The 17,577-nt window shown below is 65.7% G+C and carries 10 protein-coding genes and 1 pseudogene; 6 read left to right on the top strand and 5 right to left on the bottom strand.

Annotated elements, in window-relative coordinates; genetic code table 11:
- Positions 1-27: 27 nt before the first annotated feature.
- Both FLL47_RS28095 and FLL47_RS28090 read right to left on the bottom strand, forming a co-directional pair.
- Positions 28-1,008 (bottom strand): TolB-like translocation protein, encoded by a 981-nt coding sequence (locus tag FLL47_RS28095; protein WP_144123949.1) that lies wholly within the window; start codon positions 1,006-1,008, stop codon positions 28-30.
- Positions 1,005-2,519 carry an MFS transporter gene (locus FLL47_RS28090; protein WP_281286749.1) on the bottom strand — a complete coding sequence of 505 codons (1,515 nt, stop codon included), beginning with the start codon at positions 2,517-2,519 and terminating at the stop codon, positions 1,005-1,007. Before FLL47_RS28090 ends, FLL47_RS28095 begins: the two co-directional genes overlap by 4 nt.
- A gap of 244 nt (positions 2,520-2,763) precedes the next feature.
- On the opposite strand from FLL47_RS28090, the gene FLL47_RS28085 reads away from it, so the two are divergent.
- Positions 2,764-4,164, top strand: coding sequence for a CBM96 family carbohydrate-binding protein (locus tag FLL47_RS28085; protein ID WP_144123947.1), 1,401 nt, complete (start codon positions 2,764-2,766; stop codon positions 4,162-4,164).
- A 131-nt stretch (positions 4,165-4,295) separates the two neighbouring features.
- Positions 4,296-5,486, top strand: a complete 1,191-nt coding sequence (locus tag FLL47_RS28080) for an LVIVD repeat-containing protein (RefSeq protein ID WP_144123945.1) — start codon at positions 4,296-4,298, stop codon at positions 5,484-5,486.
- 127 nt (positions 5,487-5,613) lie between these two features.
- Here the strand turns inward: FLL47_RS28080 and FLL47_RS28075 are convergent, their stop codons facing one another.
- Positions 5,614-6,468 (bottom strand): class I SAM-dependent methyltransferase, encoded by an 855-nt coding sequence (locus FLL47_RS28075; RefSeq protein ID WP_144123943.1) that lies wholly within the window; start codon positions 6,466-6,468, stop codon positions 5,614-5,616.
- A 279-nt stretch (positions 6,469-6,747) separates the two neighbouring features.
- Here FLL47_RS28075 and FLL47_RS28070 point away from each other — a divergent pair, with 279 nt between their 5' ends.
- Positions 6,748-8,646, top strand: a complete 1,899-nt coding sequence (locus FLL47_RS28070; protein ID WP_144123941.1) for a glycoside hydrolase family 3 protein — start codon at positions 6,748-6,750, stop codon at positions 8,644-8,646.
- A gap of 42 nt (positions 8,647-8,688) precedes the next feature.
- Here the strand turns inward: FLL47_RS28070 and FLL47_RS28065 are convergent, their stop codons facing one another.
- Complete coding sequence (locus FLL47_RS28065; RefSeq protein WP_186315947.1) at positions 8,689-9,789, bottom strand: AI-2E family transporter; 1,101 nt, start codon at positions 9,787-9,789, stop codon at positions 8,689-8,691.
- Positions 9,790-9,905: 116 nt separating this feature from the next.
- Here FLL47_RS28065 and FLL47_RS28060 point away from each other — a divergent pair, with 116 nt between their 5' ends.
- On the top strand, positions 9,906-10,865 hold the full coding sequence (locus tag FLL47_RS28060; protein WP_144123937.1) for a DUF1152 domain-containing protein: 960 nt from the start codon (positions 9,906-9,908) through the stop codon (positions 10,863-10,865).
- Between the two features lie 321 nt (positions 10,866-11,186).
- Positions 11,187-11,414: pseudogene (locus FLL47_RS28055) on the top strand (transposase); the annotation flags it as partial.
- Between the two features lie 580 nt (positions 11,415-11,994).
- Here the strand turns inward: FLL47_RS28055 and FLL47_RS28050 are convergent.
- On the bottom strand, positions 11,995-12,852 hold the full coding sequence (locus tag FLL47_RS28050) for a hypothetical protein (RefSeq protein ID WP_144123933.1): 858 nt from the start codon (positions 12,850-12,852) through the stop codon (positions 11,995-11,997).
- Positions 12,853-13,015: 163 nt separating this feature from the next.
- Here FLL47_RS28050 and FLL47_RS28045 point away from each other — a divergent pair, with 163 nt between their 5' ends.
- Positions 13,016-17,368 (top strand): caspase family protein, encoded by a 4,353-nt coding sequence (locus FLL47_RS28045; RefSeq protein ID WP_186315946.1) that lies wholly within the window; start codon positions 13,016-13,018, stop codon positions 17,366-17,368.
- Positions 17,369-17,577 lie beyond the last annotated feature (209 nt).

The raw sequence follows: 17,577 nt of genomic DNA, 5'->3' as shown, positions 1-17,577 counted from the left end.
GACAGCGATCATCGGCGGTGGGCGGAGTCAGCCGAGGGCGGCGGGGGACTCGGCTCCGTCGAGCAGCTTGGTCGGGGAGCCCGTGCCGTCGGCGGGCGTCGACCAGATCGACGGGGTGCCGTCGGGGGCGCGCAGGGTGTATGCGACGGTGCGCTCGTCGAGCCAGGCGGCCTGGTCGTCGACGCTGTCCGGCTCGGCCAGGTTCGTCACCGCCATGGTGGACAGGTCGAGCACGGACAGCCGCCAGCCGCGTTGCGGGTCGCCGCCGATCGCCTGCTTGAACGCGATCCGGCTGCCGTCGGGTGACAGCGACGGGCATTCCACGTTGTCCGTGAGCGTGCGTACGGTCCGGGCCGCGAAGTCGCCGCGGATCAGGTAGCGCTTGCCGGCGGTGGACATGGTGGCGTAGAACGTGTTGTCGTCGGCGGTGAAGGTGACGCCCCAGAAGTTGACGTCGACGTTGCGGTAGGGCCTGCCCTCGCGGGTGACCCTGAACTCCTCGAGCGTGCCGGCCATCGTGCCGGTGCGGGTGTCCAGGATGCCGGTGCGGGTGGAGAAGCCGCCGGAGCTGTAGGAGTCGCCGCCGACGAAGGTGGTCCAGGCGACCATCCGGCCGCTGGCCGACACCCGGGCGCGGTTGGGCAGGCCGGGCACGGCGAACGTGTGCGTCGGGCGCAGCTGCCGGTCCAGTACCGACAGCTGGTACGACCAGGCGGTGTCGGGGTGGATGCACACCCCGGTGCCGGCGGCGGCGTAGACGCGCACGCACTCCAGGCCGGACACCAGCCGGGGCCCGGACGGGTCGTCACGGGACACGGTGGCGGCTCGGCGGTCGGCGACGACCAGCAGCCGTGGCCCCGGGTCCAGGGCGACCTCCGCGGACGGCGCGGTCTCGGCCGTGGCGGCCTTGCCCTTGGCCAGCTGGATGTAGCCGACGGCGACGGCGGCCAGCAGCACGGTGACGGCGGCCGCGACGGCTACCCGGGCGCGGGTGGTGAGTTCGCTCATCGGCCGGCCTCCGGGTCTCCCGCTGCGCTGTCCGCGCTCGTTCGTGACCTGGGCGGTCCGTCCGGCCGCGCGCCGCCGGCATGGGCCGGGTCGGTCGGGGCGTCGGGCTCGGGGTGGGCGGCGTCGGCGGGAGCCGCCGGGCCGGGCACGGCGGGCGGCGCGGAGCCCGCGGACGCGGCCGAGGCGCGCCCGCGGGGCGCCAGCAGCAGCACCGTGACGGCGACGGCGACGACCACGGCGAGCGCGGCGACGCGGGACGCGGTGGCCGGTCCCCAGGTCTGCCAGGCGAGCCCGAACAGGACCGAGGAGAGCAGGTAGGCCAGGGCCTGGCCGGTCTGGATCAGCGCGATGCCGGTGGTGCGCAGCCGGTCCGGCAGCACCGGCCCGGCCAGCGCCATCAGGATCCCATCGGTCGCGGCGTAGAACAGCCCGTACAGGCCGAGCGTCACCACCAGCAGCGCCGTGCCGCCCAGCGGCCCGAACAGCAGCAGGTACGCGGCGGTCAGCGCGACGTATCCGCCGAGCATCACCGGCAGGCGGCCGATCCGGTCGGCGAGCACGCCCAGCGGGGCGGCCAGCAGCAGGTAGCCGAGGCTGGTCCCGGCGGCCAGCAGCGGGAACCAGACGGTGCTCAGCTCCTCGCGCCGCTGCAGCAGCAGGTAGACGAAGCCGTCGCCGATGGTGGCCAGGCCGAGCAGGCAGGCGGCGAGCACGAGCCGGCGCACCGGGGCGTCGCGCAGCAGCGTGGCGGCTTCGCGTACGGACACCTTCGCCGTGGCGGGCACCGCTTCGCGGCGGTCGCGGACGAACAGCACCAGCACCATCACACCCAGCGCGGCGACGCAGAAGCTGACCACGAAGACGGCGTCGAACGAGTTCGCGGCCAGCGCCAGCACGCCGAGCGCGACCAGCGGGCCGAGGAACGCACCGACGCTGTCCATGGCGCGGTGCACGCCGAACGCGCGACCCAGCGCCTCCGGCGGCGTCGACAGCGTGATCATGGCGTCGCGGGGCGCGGCCCGCAGGCCCTTGCCGGTGCGGTCGGCGGCGATGACCAGCCCGATAGCGGGCACCGAGCGGCCCGCAGCCAGCAGTGCCAGTTTCGCCACCGCGGACAGCGCGTAGCCGAATCCGGCCACGGTCTTGCGGCGACGGGTGCGGTCGGCGACGTACCCGCCGACGAGCCGCAGCAGGGCGGTCGCTCCGGTGTAGACCCCGTCGATCATTCCGTACGCCAGCGGGCTGAGCTGCAGCCCCAGCACCAGATACAGGGGCAGCACGGCGGTGACCATCTCGGACGACACGTCGGTGATCAGGCTGACCGTGCCCAGTGCGAACACGTTCGCGCCGACCTTGGCGAACCGGCGTCGTCCGGATCGCTGCGCCGGGGGTGTGGCGGTCGGACTGGTGACGGTGGACAGGTACACGCGGTGACGCTCCTCCCGCGGCATGGCGTCCGCGACGACGGGTTGGCCGACGCGGACCGCCCGGCGGCCGCCGCGTTCAGGCACGCCGCGGGCACCCCGCGTCGGGCACATCCTGAGCCGCCCGCGGTACGCAGGGCCCTCGCGCACGCCACCACGGGGCGTGCTTGCGATGAACAGACGGTGTCACAGCGGCCGGTCGGCTGTGGACGCTCATCCGACTCACCCATGCCGTTCACCCGAACGTGTGCCGCCGGTTCCCGTGCCTCCCTACATTCCTCGCACGGCTGTGCCGACCGTGCAGCCGTACACCCCCAGAAGGGCTCGAGTCATGGGAATCCGCAAGGGCCGCCTGGCCGTGACGGCAGGTACGGCGTTCGTGCTCACCGCCGCCACGGTCGCGACCGTGCTGACGGTGTCGGCGCAGACCGCCGCCGCCGCGACGACCACGTTCACGCCGGTGGCCGACACCTACGTGCAGGCCGACACGGCGTCGACCAACTACGGCACCTCCGCCCAGATCACCGTCGACAGCTCACCGCAGCGCCAGATGTTCCTGCGCTTCACGGTCAGCGGCGTCAGCGGCGCGGTGACCAGCGCGAAGCTGCGGCTGCGCCACATCAGCGGCAACGACGGCAGCGCCAACGGCGGCGCCTTCCGGGCGATGTCGAATACGTCCTGGTCGGAGACCGGCACGACGTGGAACAACAAGCCCGCCCTCGACGGGGCGACGCTGGGCAGCCTCGGCTCCGTCGTCGCGAACGGGTGGTACGAGGTCGACGTGACCTCGTACGTCACCGGCAACGGCACGTTCAGCATCGGCGCGAGTTCGTCGAGCAGCGACGGCGCCTACTACGACACCCGGGAGACCGGCGCCGACTCGCCGCAGTTGGTGGTCACCACCGGCACGACGCCGTCGCCGAGCCCGTCCACCCCACCGCCGTCGGGTGACCCGGTGCTGGTCGGCGCGGGCGACATCGCCGACTCCGGCTCGGGCGACACCGCTACCGCGGCGCTGCTCGACGGGATCTCCGGCACGGTCTTCACCACCGGCGACAACGTCTACACCAACGGCACCGCGTCGGAGTTCAGCAGCTACTACAACCCGACCTGGGGCCGCCACAAGGCGCGCACCCGCCCCGCACCCGGCAACCACGACTACAACACCTCGGGTGCGACCGGCTACTACAACTACTTCGGCTCGGTCGCCGGCCCGTCGGGCCAGGGCTACTACTCCTATGACCTGGGCAACTGGCACGTCGTGTCGCTGAACTCGAACATCAGCATGTCGGCGGGCTCGGCGCAGGAGACCTGGCTGCGCAACGACCTGGCCACCAGCGGCAAGCCGTGCACGATCGCGTACTGGCACCACCCGCTGTTCACCTCGGGCGCCAACCACGCCCCGTCCACCTCGACCCGCCCGCTGTACCAGGCGCTGTACGACTACAACGCCGACGTCGTGGTGTGGGGCCACAACCACCAGTACGAGCGCTTCGCGCCGATGAACCCCAGCGGCGCGGCGGACGGCTCCCGCGGCCTGCGCTCGTTCGTCGCGGGCATGGGCGGCGCCGGCGCCTACGGCTTCGGCACCATCCAGCCCAACAGCCAGGCCCGCAACACCGGCACCTGGGGCGTCCTCAAGTTCACCCTGCACGCGAACAGCTACGACTGGCAGTTCGTCCCCGTAACCGGCAAAACCTACACCGACACCGGCACCGGCACCTGCCACTGAGTGAAAGGAAGGGCACCTTCACATCGCTATGCGTAGAGGAAGGTGCCCTTCTTAACATCGCACGCCAGCGGATCAGCAGTTGTCCGCGTCCCGGCCGTGCGAGGAGCAGAACGGCCGTTTAGGGTGGCACGATGTCGATTCACCGCAGATCCCTCCTGACCGGACTGATCGCCATCCCCGCCCTGGGCGCGGCCGGCGCCCTGATCGGCGCCGCCCCAGCCGCCGCCGCCCCCGCCTCGATCGACCGGACCGCGTTCAAGCTGCGCCGCCGCGCCGGCTCCTATGCCACGGCGATCGCCGGGCTGGACGCGGCCCTGCCGAACGTGAGCGTCCAGCACGTGCTCGACGACGGCAACCGCGCCGCCACGCGGATCACCGCGGGCGAGGGCGCAGGCCTGGTCACCAACTTCGCCGCCGGATTCCACTTCGAGAGCGGCGACGACAACACCGCCGAATGGATCCCGCAGGGCATCACCACCAGCTCCGACGCGCTCGACGCCGGGGTGTACGAGGACCGCAAGGCCGTGCTCGTCTCCTGGTACTCCACCGGCGTCGACGGCCAGAAGGGCGTGCGGGTCAGCTTCGTCAACCGCACCGACCCGCTCGCCCCGGTGTACCGGCACGTGCTGCTCGTGGAGCCGTACACCTCCGGCGGGGTGCACAGCTACCGCCCCGTCGTCATCCACGCGGGCGGCATCGCCTGGTACGGCCACCACCTCTATGTCGTGGACACCAGCAACGGCCTGCGCATCTTCGACCTGAACCACCTGTGGCAGGTGTCCAGTTCGGTGTCGACGGCGTGCGGCCGCCAGTCCGACGGCAGCTACCAGGCCTTCGGCTACAAGTACGTGCTGCCGCAGTCGCTGGCGTACGACCAGGTCGGCTCGGCAGCCCTGCGCTTCTCGTTCATCTCCCTGGACCGCACCACCACGCCCGACAGCTTCCTGGTGGGGGAGTACGGCAACCCCGGCGCGGGGACCCGGCTGGTCCGCTGGGGCGTGGACTACACCGACCGCGAGCTGGTCCACGACAGCGGCTCGACCACCGACGCGACCGCGAGCTGGGCCTACCGCGTGGACGTGACCTCGATGCAGGGCGCGCTGAGCCTCAACGGCAAGTACTTCCTGTCCACCAGCGACGGCGACGGCAACGACGGCGACCTGGGCACCTGGATCCCCGGCGGCAGCGTCGTCATGCACTACGACACGCTGCCCGTCGGCACCGAGGACTTCACCTACCGCAGCAACACCGACGAGCTCTGGACCGTGTCCGAGTACGCGGGCCGTCGCATGGCCATCTCCGTCAAGGCGGGCGCGTTCTAGCGCTCGAGTGAAGAAGATCTCGCGCGAGCTGCGGGTATGCCCCGGCAGCTCGCGCGAGATCGTGCAAATGTGCGGTGCTTCGGTTACACCGGGTGCCCCGTGTTCCCGGTGTTGGGGTCGCGACGCGTCAGGGGCGCTGGAAGTGCCAGATGACGGCGGCCGGGGTGGCCTCGTAAACGGCCGCGGCGGCGTCGGGGCACCACTGCTTGGCCTGCGGGCCGCCGGCCCAGGGGTTGACGGGCCATCGGGGTTCTTCGCAGCGGACCAGGCGCAGGCCCAGACCGACGGCGGGGTTGAGGTAGTCGCCGGCGAGGTAGCGGCTGGCGGGCATCAGGTCCGGCCGTCCGTCCGGGCCCGCCGCGTGGGCGACCCCGCCCAGGTAGAGCGACATCACGTGGATGTCGGACAGCACCAGGTTCCCGCCCGGTCGCAGCACCCGGGTGAACTCCGCCAGCACCGGCGCCAGGTCCGGGACGTGCGTCAGCGCGAGCGCGCAGACGACGAGGTCGACGGACCCGTCCGGTAGCGGCAGCGCGTGCAGATCACCGGTGTGGAAATCGCCGTCGGGCACCCGCTTGCGGGCCAGGTCGAGCATGTCGGTCGAGCTGTCCACGCCGATGACCTGGTGCCCCCGCGCCGCCAGGTATGCCGCGTGCCGTCCGGTGCCGCAGGCCGCGTCCAGGGCGACCCCGGCGGGCAGCCCGTCGAGGATGCGGCGGACCACCGGCTCCTCGACGTCGATCAGCGGGTTGCCTGGTTCGTCGTAGGTCTGCGACCACATGCGGTAGCCGTCGACGGTGTTCGTCCGTCCGGTCTCGACGCCGTCGCCGAGTTCCGGGGCGGCCTCGTCGAGCAGCCGCCGGACCTCGGCGAACCGGGCCTCGACGAAGACACGGTCGAAGCCCTCGTCGCCGGCGTGCGCCCGCAGCAGCGCGACGCCCTCCAGTCCGAGCAGGAAGGCCAGTGGATGTTGATAGGTCATGAGACGAACGCTAGGACCGCCGCGCAAACCTGTCGATGCGATTTCTCCGTCCGCGGAGCCTCCCGCGGCGCGGCTCGCGGCGTACTCCTATGAGGACGGCACCGAAGCCGGACGACTCCCGCGTTGTGTTACAGGTTCTGTTTCATCTGTGCAGCATTATGTTCCAGCAACCCATTGACACCGGTATGCGACAGGTGTTGGCTGACGGACGCCGTCGTGGCGATGAGGGCACTCGCGGCAGCACGTCCACACCATGCCGCGACGCCTCAGGAAGGCATCATGACCACGACCGTCACCGCCCCGCCGGCCGCGCCCCTGCCGCCGCCGTCCCGCCGCCGCGGCCGCCTGATCGCCGCGGGCCTCGTGCTCCTGCTGGCGGCCGCGGCCGCCGTGTACTGGCTGACCCGCGACACAGACGACGGCGGATACGACCCCGACGCGCCCTATCTCGACGCGTCGCGCCCGGTGGCCGAGCGGGTCGACGACCTGCTCGGCCGGATGACCCTCGACGAGAAGATCGGCCAGATGACGCAGGCCGAGCGCCGCGAGGTGACTGCGGGCGACGTCACCACGTACGCCCTCGGGTCGCTGCTGTCCGGCGGCGGTTCGGTGCCTGTCGACAACACCCCGCAGGGCTGGGCCGACATGTACGACGGCTTCCAGACCGAGGCCGTGGCCACCCGCCTGCGCATCCCGATGATCTACGGCGTGGACGCCGTGCACGGCCACAACAACGTGAACGGGGCGACGATCTTCCCGCACAACATCGGCCTCGGCGCGACCCGCGACCCGCAGCTGGTGCGCAGGATCGGCGAGGCCGTCGCCACCGAGGTCACCGCGACCGGGCTGGACTGGAACTTCGCCCCGTGCCTGTGCGTGGCCCGGGACATCCGCTGGGGCCGCACCTACGAGTCCTTCGGCGAGGACCCCGAGATCGCCTCCTCGATGACCACGATCGTGACCGGACTGCAGGGCGAGAAACTGGGCGGACCGAACTCGGTGCTGGCCACCGCCAAGCACTACGTCGGCGACGGCGCCACCCTGGGCGGCAAGGACCAGGGCGACGCGCAGGTGTCCGAGGAGGAGCTGCGCAAGATCCACCTGCCGCCGTTCCAGGCGGCCGTCAAAGCCGGCGTCGGCTCGGTGATGATCTCCTTCAGCTCGTTCAACGGCGAGAAGCTGCACGGCCACCGGTACCTCGTCACCGACGTGCTCAAGGGCGAGCTGGGCTTCACCGGCTTCGTGGTCTCCGACTGGAACGCCATCGACCAGATCGACGGTATCCGGGACGCGTTCACCCCGGCCGAGGTCAGTGCCGCGATCAACGCGGGTATCGACATGGTGATGGTGCCGGAGCGCTGGCGCGAGTTCATCGGGGTGCTGCGGGACGAGGTCAACGCGGGCACCGTGCCGATGAGCCGGATCGACGACGCCAACCGCCGCATCCTGGCCAAGAAGTTCGAGCTCGGCATGTTCGAGCACCCGATGGCCGACCGCTCGCAGTTCGACAAGGTCGGGTCCGCGGCGCACCGGGAACTGGCCCGCCAGGCCGTACGCCAGTCGCAGGTGCTGCTGAAGAACACCGGCGGTGTGCTGCCTCTGAAGCCGAAGACGGGCAAGGTCTTCGTGGCCGGGCGCAATGCCGATGACATCGGTAACCAGTCCGGCGGCTGGACGATGACCTGGCAGGGCGGCTCGGGGCCGATCACCGAGGGCACCACGATCCTGCAGGGCATCAAGGAGGCCGTCGAGCCCGGCGGCACGGTGACCTACAGCGCCGACGGCTCCGGGGTGAACCGCGGCTACGACGTGGCGATCGCCGTGCTCGGCGAGACGCCGTACGCCGAGTACGAGGGCGACCGCCCGGACGGGGTCAAACTTGACAAGGTCGACCTGGACACCCTCGCCACCCTGCGCAAGGCGGGCGTGCCCGTGGTGGTGGTCCTGGTCTCCGGCCGCCCCGTGGACCTCGGTGCACAGCTGCCGCAGGTGCAGGCGCTGCTGGCCGCGTGGCTGCCCGGCACCGAGGGCGCGGGCGTCGCCGACGTCCTGTTCGGTGCGTACGCGCCGACCGGCAAACTGCCCATGTCCTGGCCCGCCACCGCCGCCCAGGAGCCGGTCAACACCGGCGACGAGAAGACGCCCCTGTTCGGCTACGGATTCGGGCTGGGCTACTGACCCGCCCCGGCGATCTCGCGCGAACCGCGGGCACGGTGTGCCTCAATCGGGCGCGTCGGCCACGAGACGTGCGAGATCGCCGGGACCGTCGTCACCGTCGGGTCCCTCGCCGTCCTCCGCGAGGTCGGCACCACCGCCGTCCCGGCGCGAGCGCATGAGCTGGACCGTGTGCTGGATGATGGCGGCGGCGGGGGCGGCCAGCATGACGCCGAGGATCCCGGCGACCAGGCCGCCGACGACCGTGGCCAGCAGGATCGTCAGCGGGCGCATGCGCAGCGCGGCGCCGTACGCGAACGGCTGGAGCATGGTCTGCAGTGTGCCGTTGGCCAGGAACACCACGACCATCATGATCAGCGCCGTCTGCACGCCGCCCGACGCGAGCGCGATGAGCACGGCGTACGCCCCGGCGACCCAGGCTCCCAGATAGGGCACGTAGTTGCCGAGCAAGGTGATGATCACGAGCGTGGCGATCAGAGGCACGCCGAGGAACAGCGCGCCCAGCCCGACCACCGTCGCGTTGAACGCCCCGAGCAGGGTCAGCCCGACCACGTACCCCCGGATGATCCGGCCGACCTGGTCCATCCAGGGCCTGCCCAGCGGCATCCAGGGCTCGGCGGCCCGGGCCATCGACGGCCCGTCCTTGAGCATGAAGAACGTGGTGAACAGGAAGACGAACGTGCCGATGAAGAGGCTGGCGGTGGTGCCGGCCAGGTTGCCCAGCGCCGGAATGATCCCGGACACCAGCGTCGAGCTGTGACTCTTGAGCGAATCCCGCGCCGATTCCGCGTTGGAGCCCAGCATGCCCAGCGAGACGAGCGTCTCGTGCAGCCGCTGCACCGCCTTGTCCAGCGCCACGCTGAGCTCGCTCCACTGGCTGGCCAGGCCCGCCACCACCAGGAAGGTCACCCCGGCGCCCAGTGCGAGCAGAAACAGGACCCCGAGGATGGCGCACAGTCCGCGACGCAGGCCGCGACGCGCCAGGGCCTCCACCGCCGGCGACAGCGCGAGCGAGACGATCAGCGCCCCGATCAGGGCGATGACCAACGGTTTGAGCAGGATGACCAGGAACACGAAGACGGCGGCGGCCAGGGCGATGCCGACGATCGCCCACGCCTTGGAGCCGACTGTCCGGAGCGCGTCCACCTGATCCGCCTTAATCCCTATGATCCGTTTTCATGTTAGATGACGGATGTGTGCTCGCTCGGGGCTTTGCGAATAAGCAGGTGCCCGCTTGAGCGCCGCGCACTACCGTCCCGGACATGCCCGCCGTCTTCGAACCGCCGCTGTCGCTACGCCTGCGGGACGCGAAACACGTCCTGATCGCGGGCGCGGGCGGCGGCTTCGACGTGTACGCCGGACTTCCCCTGGCGCTCGCCCTGCGCAACGCGGGCACCCGGGTCACCCTGGCCAGCTACGCGGTCAGCGAGCTCGGCGCGCTGAGCCGGTCGTCCTGGGTACGCACCGGCCTGGCCGAGGTCCGCCCCGACAGTGCCGGCAACGACCGCTACTTCCCCGAGCGCACCCTGGCCCGCTGGCTGGCCGAGCAGGGCCACGACCCCGTCGTGTACGCCTTCGAACGCACCGGCGTGCGCCCGCTGCGCGCCGCGTACCGCAAGCTCATCGACCTGCTCGGCATCGACGCGGTCGTGCTCGCCGACGGCGGCACCGACATCCTGATGCGCGGCGACGAGGCCGGACTGGGCACGCCCGAGGAGGACATGACCAGCCTTGCCGCGGTCGCCGGGCTGCCCGTGCCGCAGAAACTGGTGGTCAGCCTCGGCTTCGGCATCGACTCCCACCACGGCATCTGCCACGCGCACGTGCTGGAGAACCTGGCCGCGCTGCAGCGCGAGGGGGCGTTCCTGGGCGCGTTCTCGATCCCGCCGGGCAGCGCCGAGGCCGCCGCCTACTGTGACGCCGTCGCGCACGCCGCGCAGACCGCGCCGCTGTCCGCCAGCATCGTCAACACACAGGTGGCTTCGGCGGTGCGCGGCGACTTCGGCGACGTGCACACCCTGGCCCGCACCGAGGGCACGGAGCTGTTCGTCAACCCGCTCATGGCGATGTACTTCACCGTGGACCTCGACGGGCTGGCCAGGCACGTGCACTACCTGCCGCGGCTGGAGCACACCCGCACCCGGACCGAGGTCGCCCTGGCCATCGAGGAGTACCGCGAAGGCCTGGACCGCACCCGGCCGCGCCGGCCTATCCCGCACTGATCCTGCTGGCCCGTGCCCGCAGTACAGCCGCCGTATCGCGAACGTACTACGGGCATTCGCGCGCGCCACATTGGACGCCCTGGCGTCGGAGTCCGTTCAGGGTAGGACCCAAGCTAGCGCGCTGGTCGTAGCGTGGCGAGCCCGGCATCGCAGCCGCGAACGCGGCCGGGTGTACCGCGCGGCGGCGCCATACAGCTGCGGTAGATCCACACCGCTACGGGCGATTGGCGCAGCGGGACCGCGCTTCCTTCACACGGAAACCTTCGCGTCACGGACAGTGGTCACTACCGCAGAGGTCCCCATCCCGGGCTGCTGCCGACGCCCACCGCGGCCTGGCAGAGGTGTCGGACGCACTACATGCGCAACCTGCTCATCCGGGTCCCGAAGTCGGCGCAGCCGAGGCTGGCTACGATGGTCCGCGCGATCTTCGACCGGCTCGACGCCGCCGAAGTCGCCGCCCAGTACGCCAATGTCGGCGTCGCGATCGCCACGAAGTACCCGGCAGCGGCCACTCACCTCGAGGGGGCCGGTGATGACCTCCTGGCGTACCGCGTTCCTGAAGGAGCTGCGGCGACAGGTGTGACACTGTTGGCGATGCCTGAGGGCCGTAGCGCTGGTGAACCGTAGTCTGTCCTGTCGCTATTGGAGTGATCGTCAGGGAGACATGGTGTCGCTACAACCGGGTCAGAACAGCACAACGCACGCGCGTGGCGCGAGTCTGGTCTCGCTGAAGGGTTCACCGGCCGGATGCACACCGGCGGGTACGCCTACACCGCCTATACCAGCACCGGCCTCATGGTCCCGAAACCCCGCAGCGGCCCCGACCACCTGCTCAGCCAGCACACCCGCGTTCAACATGGCGATCGCATCCCGCCGCGCCTGCGTAGAGCGCGTCGATGATCGGGCGGTCGCAACCCTCACGCATCCGGTCAGCACAGGATAGGAACTGGCATTGCCCTACTCGCGTAGGTGAATCCCGGTACAACAGTCGCCGCGAGAGTTCATATCGGTGGTTTCTCACTTTCGACAACGTCCGCTGTGCAGAACGCTGAACGCGATGGCCATAAACGCTATCTGCATCGATTTGTGGCTCGGTCGAAGGCCCACATGACATACGTAAGCATAAAATTCAACTAACAACGTAGCCGAGTGCAGACGCAACCGCCCGACCGGTTACTTCAGCATTCAAGTACCTCAAAGCGCTATGAAATGAGCCGCCATTATCGATCTCCCAGTCAGTGATCTTGCCATGAAAGTGGTCTCCTAACTTCTTCCTTAGTGCCACGAAATCGTTCGTGGCTGCGATATTGGTCCACTCCCTGATCTGAGGAGGCCGCTTTCCCCGAATTGGCGGACCGGCATCAGGCGACGGCTGAAGTCGATTGAGGATCAGGTTGGGCACGGCAAGAGGTGAACCTAGCGTTACCAGGGCCGGGATGCTCCACTCCGGATGTGCAAATAGGGATTCGTACGCAATTACAGAACCCAATGAGTGGGCAACGATAACTTGAGTATCTGGTTGAATCGCGTCAGCAAAACGAGAAAGAATCTTATCGCGCAAGTCGGGCATAGTGAAGTATGACCGTACCTGCCCTAGGCCGAAAATTAAAGCGCTATCTGCTCGCTTGCCAACAAAACTCGACCCGGCTAGTGCGATCAGCGCCCTTCGGATTATGTCTGAACCAGCCAGTGTGCGCTCGTCTGGAGAAACAACCGAACCATGAGCGGCCGCGGCGCGCCACCAAGACATAAGAAGGTCCACTTCAAAGGGATCGGTGACCAGCCCCGGACCTAACATGCTAGCTGGCTTCCGGAAAACATCACCATAGAATACACATTCAACTTCCGCATCAGCTAGAAGTTTTTGCGATCGTACGCCTATCGCGCTATAAATTCCTCCTAAGAGGTGGTTGGCCCATTCGTGTCGCATGTCGAACTTACTGCTGTACTGATGCCAAATTCCATGCACAGCTACAACCCGAGCCACGTATCATCACCCACATCAGCCTGGCTATACAGAAGTAGCTTGAGTATCCCAGTAAACGTATCTCTACACATCACCGCAACGGCCGTTGACGCGGAGAGGGTCGTCGTGTCTGCTAACCTTGTCCTGCTTTCCATCCTGCGTCAGGAACCTAGTGGAGAGTTTCGTGGAAACCACCGCGCAGCCACACAATCCGGCAGTTTGGCGTCGACCTACTCGGATTCTAATCACTGTTGCTACCACCAACTATCCCGGCCGTGACGACGCAGACCAAAGGCCGGAACTGATACATGACCTGCAGCGGATCGAACGAACCCTCGCAGCCCCGGAGTTTGGCTACACCCGGATGCCTCTCCTTGACGACCGCTCGGGCCAAGACGTGAGCATAAACCCGAGCCGTGAACAATTGCGGTCGGGATTGCGTCAGCTCGTATCAGATCCGTCGCGTCACCCTGATGACATGGTGGTGATCTATTACGCCGGCCACGGCGACTGCATCGATCCGAACGACTACCGGTTGTTGCTAAATGCAAGTGACCAGGCAGATCCTGAACCCACAGCCTCAGGCGCGGACCTTGCAGAATGGTTGACGAAAGATAGCAATATCAATAATCTCATGCTGATACTGGATACATGTTACTCAGGAGCGGGCGCTTCAGAGATCGTCGCACGTATGTCGAGACACAACGCGGCAAGCGTCACGGTGTGTGCCGCACGAGCATTTGAAGAAGCCTCGACCGGCTTCTTCAGCAAGGCCTTCTGTCGCGCACTAAAGGCGCAATCCATCGCTGGATACGGTCCAAGGATGCTACCGATCGAAGAGATCATCCGTGTCATCAATGCAGATCCCGAACGTCCACGCTGGCAGACTGCCATAGTACATATGGTCGGTATGTCATCGGGCCAACCGTCATTCTTCCCTAACCCTAGACACGTCGAGAATACGGCGATTTCAACGGAACGAGCGACATGGTACGAAGGACTGCGTCAGCACGTCGTATCTGGCCATGTCATTCCGCGAGCTCGCGGGATTCACCCGGAAGATGTATGGTTGTTCACTGGTCGCCACAACGCATTGAGCCTGTTGTGTAATTGGCTTAGTGATCCATTGCAGGGACCGGCGATAGTGGTAACAGGAGATCCCGGCTCCGGGAAGTCCGCTGTTCTAGCACGTTTATATGCGCTTAGTGATCGAGACCTACGTGCGCAAATTCCGGGTATAGCCAATCTTCCGCCAACCACCGTGCCAGCGATCGGAGCTATAACCGATTTCGTGCTTGCAAGCGGAATGAGCTCGCGAAATCTACTGCATGCGATATCCGCGGCGTGCAAGATCACCGATGCGGACAGTGCCGACGAGCTGATCGAGCGGATCTGGAGTCGCTCGATCGCCTGTACTGTCGTGATCGATGCTCTCGATGAGCTGTCGGCCACTGGCACGTCAGGGGAGCCGGGGGAGGACTATCTAGCGCTTCATAGCCTGCTGCTGCCGTTGATTCGAGCGAGTCAAAGAGGCCTTCCTCTTCGACTCCTAATCGGAATGCGAAAACGTGTTCCTTCGGCTCTCTCTGACATCACCACTATGGTGGATCTGGATGACGACGCTGAGCGAGTAGCAAGCCGGGCTGATATCACTGAGTATGCGCGTCTGTGTCTTCTGCACATTTCTGAATGCTCACCGTACAGAGGCAGACAAGCTAGTTATATAGATGACATCTGCGCTGCCATTAGCCATGCAGCTGGCAATTCGTTCCTTGTCGCACAAATTGTTGCGCGCACGTTGGCTAATCAGTCGACATCGGCTGATCCGAACGACAATGCTTGGCGTGAAAGTTTGCCTCGAGTCGCGTCCGAAGCAATGCGTATGGACTTGCAGTCACGGTTAGGGGACAGTGCCGACACGGCAGAGCGACTACTTTTGCCGCTTGCCTACGCCGAAGGTCGCGGATTACCTTGGGAAGCTATTTGGCCTGCTTTGTCCAACGCGATGTCCGGATCTAGCTATCGAAGCGAGGACCTTCGTTGGCTGATGGACAAAGTCGGGTATTACGTGAGCGAATACTGCCCTGATGAGACTCATTCATACTATCGGATATACCATACCTCTTTAGCGGAGTATCTTCGCCGGGATCGAGACAAGACTGCGGATCAAAGGTTGGTTGTCAATACGGCGCTCGCGACGGTTGTGCCCGGACTGAACGGAGGTTGGGAGCACGCCCATCCCTATTGGTTGAGCTACCTTGCGCGTCATGCCGTTGCCGGAGGGGTTCTTGATGACTTGCTAGAGAACGCCGGCTATCTTTCGTCCGCCGATCCGGGGGAACTGTCGACAACGTTGCATCACGCAAAATCGGCTCACGCTAGGGATATACGAACTGTGTATCTTGCGTCACTCCAATATCATCGGACGACGAATGTGGAGTCGCGACGTCGAATCTTAGCAATTGATGCCGCAAAGGTCGGTCAGGTGGCTTTGCTTCGGAACCTCAACGAAGGCCTGGCTTGGAAGATTAGATGGGCTGTTGGCTCTGCTTTGTCCGCATCACGGCATTCGGTCATTCGCGCCTCTGGCGTGGCCGCTTGTGCACAACTGGACAGCAGGCCGGTAGTTGTGTCCTGCGGTGGCATGGGCGAACTTCACCAAGGCCTGGAGGTATGGGACCTCGAGTCTTCGACCCGAGTTCTGGCCTTTCCACGCACCGGCGCTGGAATGGTAACAAACGACGTCGCTGTTGCGCAGGTCAATGGGGCTTCCTTAGTGGCAGCAGTAACGGGAGACTATTTATATGAGTTGCCCGGATTTCTATGGCTATATGACTTGGGCCAGCGTGAAATGCGCAGGATCGCCGGTATGGAAGACGCGTTCATGCTGTCAGTCGCTATGACTGACATCACAGGCGAGTCTCTAGTTTTGGTCGGAGACAGCGTCGGACGACTTTCTGTGCGAAAAGCTCAAGGCGACGAATTACTCTTCGTACTCTTTAATGACGAGGCGGTGATGGGTATAGCATGTGGATATGTTGGCCAGACGCCAGTGGCAGTGACTGTCGGGGGACCGGCTGGCAAAATATCCGTGTGGAACCTCAGGCAGGGTAAGCGCTGGTTTACTCTACGATCCGGCATCCCGCTACACAGTGTTGCTCTAGAGGTTCATCAAGGCGAGACATTTTTGGTGACCGGTGGCAAGAGTGGATCTGTAAAGCTGTGGAACTTGACCACGCGAAAGCTAATTAGGAACTTCTCGATTCATGATGATCTAGAAGTTCAGTCAATAGCGTTGTTCGTTAGGGAGCCTAAACTCTACGCCTTGGCTGGGACCGGTAAAAGGTGGGATATCGGCAATCTGATGCACGACGTCAAGGGCGAGTTGACTCTGCTGGACCTTGAGAGCGGCGCGGTGATCCAGCGTTATCCGGCTGAGGAGCTCGGAGTAGCGTCTGTTGCCTTAGGTAAAATTCATGACACTCTGATCGCGGTTGTTGGCACGCCTGCGACGTCAGATATTGTCACGTGGAAGATCGACATCGACGTGCTCCGGCCGCGGGAACTGGGGTTGTCTACCCGGCGGGCTATCTGCGATGTCGTTCCACTAGTGACAAATTCTGAAGCGCTTGTCGCGTGCCTGGACCTTGACGGACAGGTGGACATTCGGCAGGCGGAATCTGGGCGGCTGGTCTGGAGCCCGCGCACGAATGCAGCAGTGCGTGCTATTGCCTCGTCACGTTTTGGTGACTCGGAGATTCTGGTAACCGGCGACGCCTCGGGATATTTGTGTTTTTGGGATCCTTGGCGCCAGGCAATGCTTGCGAAGGTTCGCGGTCACCGAGCGTCAATTGACAACATTAAAACGGTGCAATTTAACCTAGGCCCGGCAGTCGTCAGTGCTAGTAGCAGTGGCGGCAATGAAGTTAAGGTCTGGCTTACTGCGGATGTCATACGGCGGTCTCTGTCGGCAGCGCGTCCACGATGGGCGACTAGAATGAAGCATTCGGTTGGGGTGCTCGCGGCAGGTGAGGAGAACGGTCGGATCTGCGTCGTAGTCGGCACGAAAGGGTCGTTTCCGTGGCAGCGGGCAATAATGGCGATATGGCATCCAGAGTCCGGTCGAGTTTCGGCATGTGAAGTCGGTGGGTACGGAGTGGAGCTGTTGGCGGTGGGTCGGCGTGAAGGGGAGCTGTTCGCCATATTGACCACAAATCTCGGCGGCGATGAAGCTGGCGACCTTGCGTTGATAGATTTGGAAACGCCATCAGTTGTGTGGGATTCGATGTTGCCCTTGAACCGGGATGCTCCTAGTGTAATGGCGCTCACGAGGGTCGGCGCTCAGCCCGTAACGCGAATGGGGCAGGGCAGATACATTGTGACATTTGAACTAACGGCGGGAAAGGTTGTTTCGGAGCACGCCTTCGCTCGAAATGTTGACGCTCTAGCCATGGCTGGTCAAGGGCAAATGGTTGTCGCACTTGGATTTGATTTGGTTTTCGTGGACTCGACAGGTGCCTCAGCTCATTCAGAATGATCTTGCGCTGTACTCAATATCGATCCAGAGTGCAGAATGTCAGTAGGCCCGTATTTCTTGGCCAACCAGCGTGGTATTCCCTACTGAGTTGAAGTCCGAGCGGGATTGGTGAACTTGACCCGGCGATCATGGCACCGATCTGCGGCGTTCACGATAAGCGTTTGATCCGGTCTTTGCGGCTTCGAGGTGCGTGATCGCCAGGTTTAGTA

Source organism: Catellatospora sichuanensis (assembly GCF_007483665.1).
Lineage (GTDB): Bacteria > Actinomycetota > Actinomycetes > Mycobacteriales > Micromonosporaceae > Catellatospora > Catellatospora sichuanensis.
Note: the sequence above shows the minus strand (reverse complement) of the source record. Positions and strands in the feature narration are given on the sequence as shown.

Excerpts from the sequence above, each read along its gene's own strand:
- FLL47_RS28080 (WP_144123945.1), top strand. The coding sequence starts at position 4,296 with ATGTCGATTCACCGCAGATCCCTCCTGACCGGACTGATCGCCATCCCC.
- FLL47_RS28085 (WP_144123947.1), top strand. The coding sequence starts at position 2,764 with ATGGGAATCCGCAAGGGCCGCCTGGCCGTGACGGCAGGTACGGCGTTC.
- FLL47_RS28060 (WP_144123937.1), top strand. The coding sequence starts at position 9,906 with ATGCCCGCCGTCTTCGAACCGCCGCTGTCGCTACGCCTGCGGGACGCG.
- FLL47_RS28070 (WP_144123941.1), top strand. The coding sequence starts at position 6,748 with ATGACCACGACCGTCACCGCCCCGCCGGCCGCGCCCCTGCCGCCGCCG.
- FLL47_RS28095 (WP_144123949.1), bottom strand. The coding sequence starts at position 1,008 with ATGAGCGAACTCACCACCCGCGCCCGGGTAGCCGTCGCGGCCGCCGTC.
- FLL47_RS28075 (WP_144123943.1), bottom strand. The coding sequence starts at position 6,468 with ATGACCTATCAACATCCACTGGCCTTCCTGCTCGGACTGGAGGGCGTC.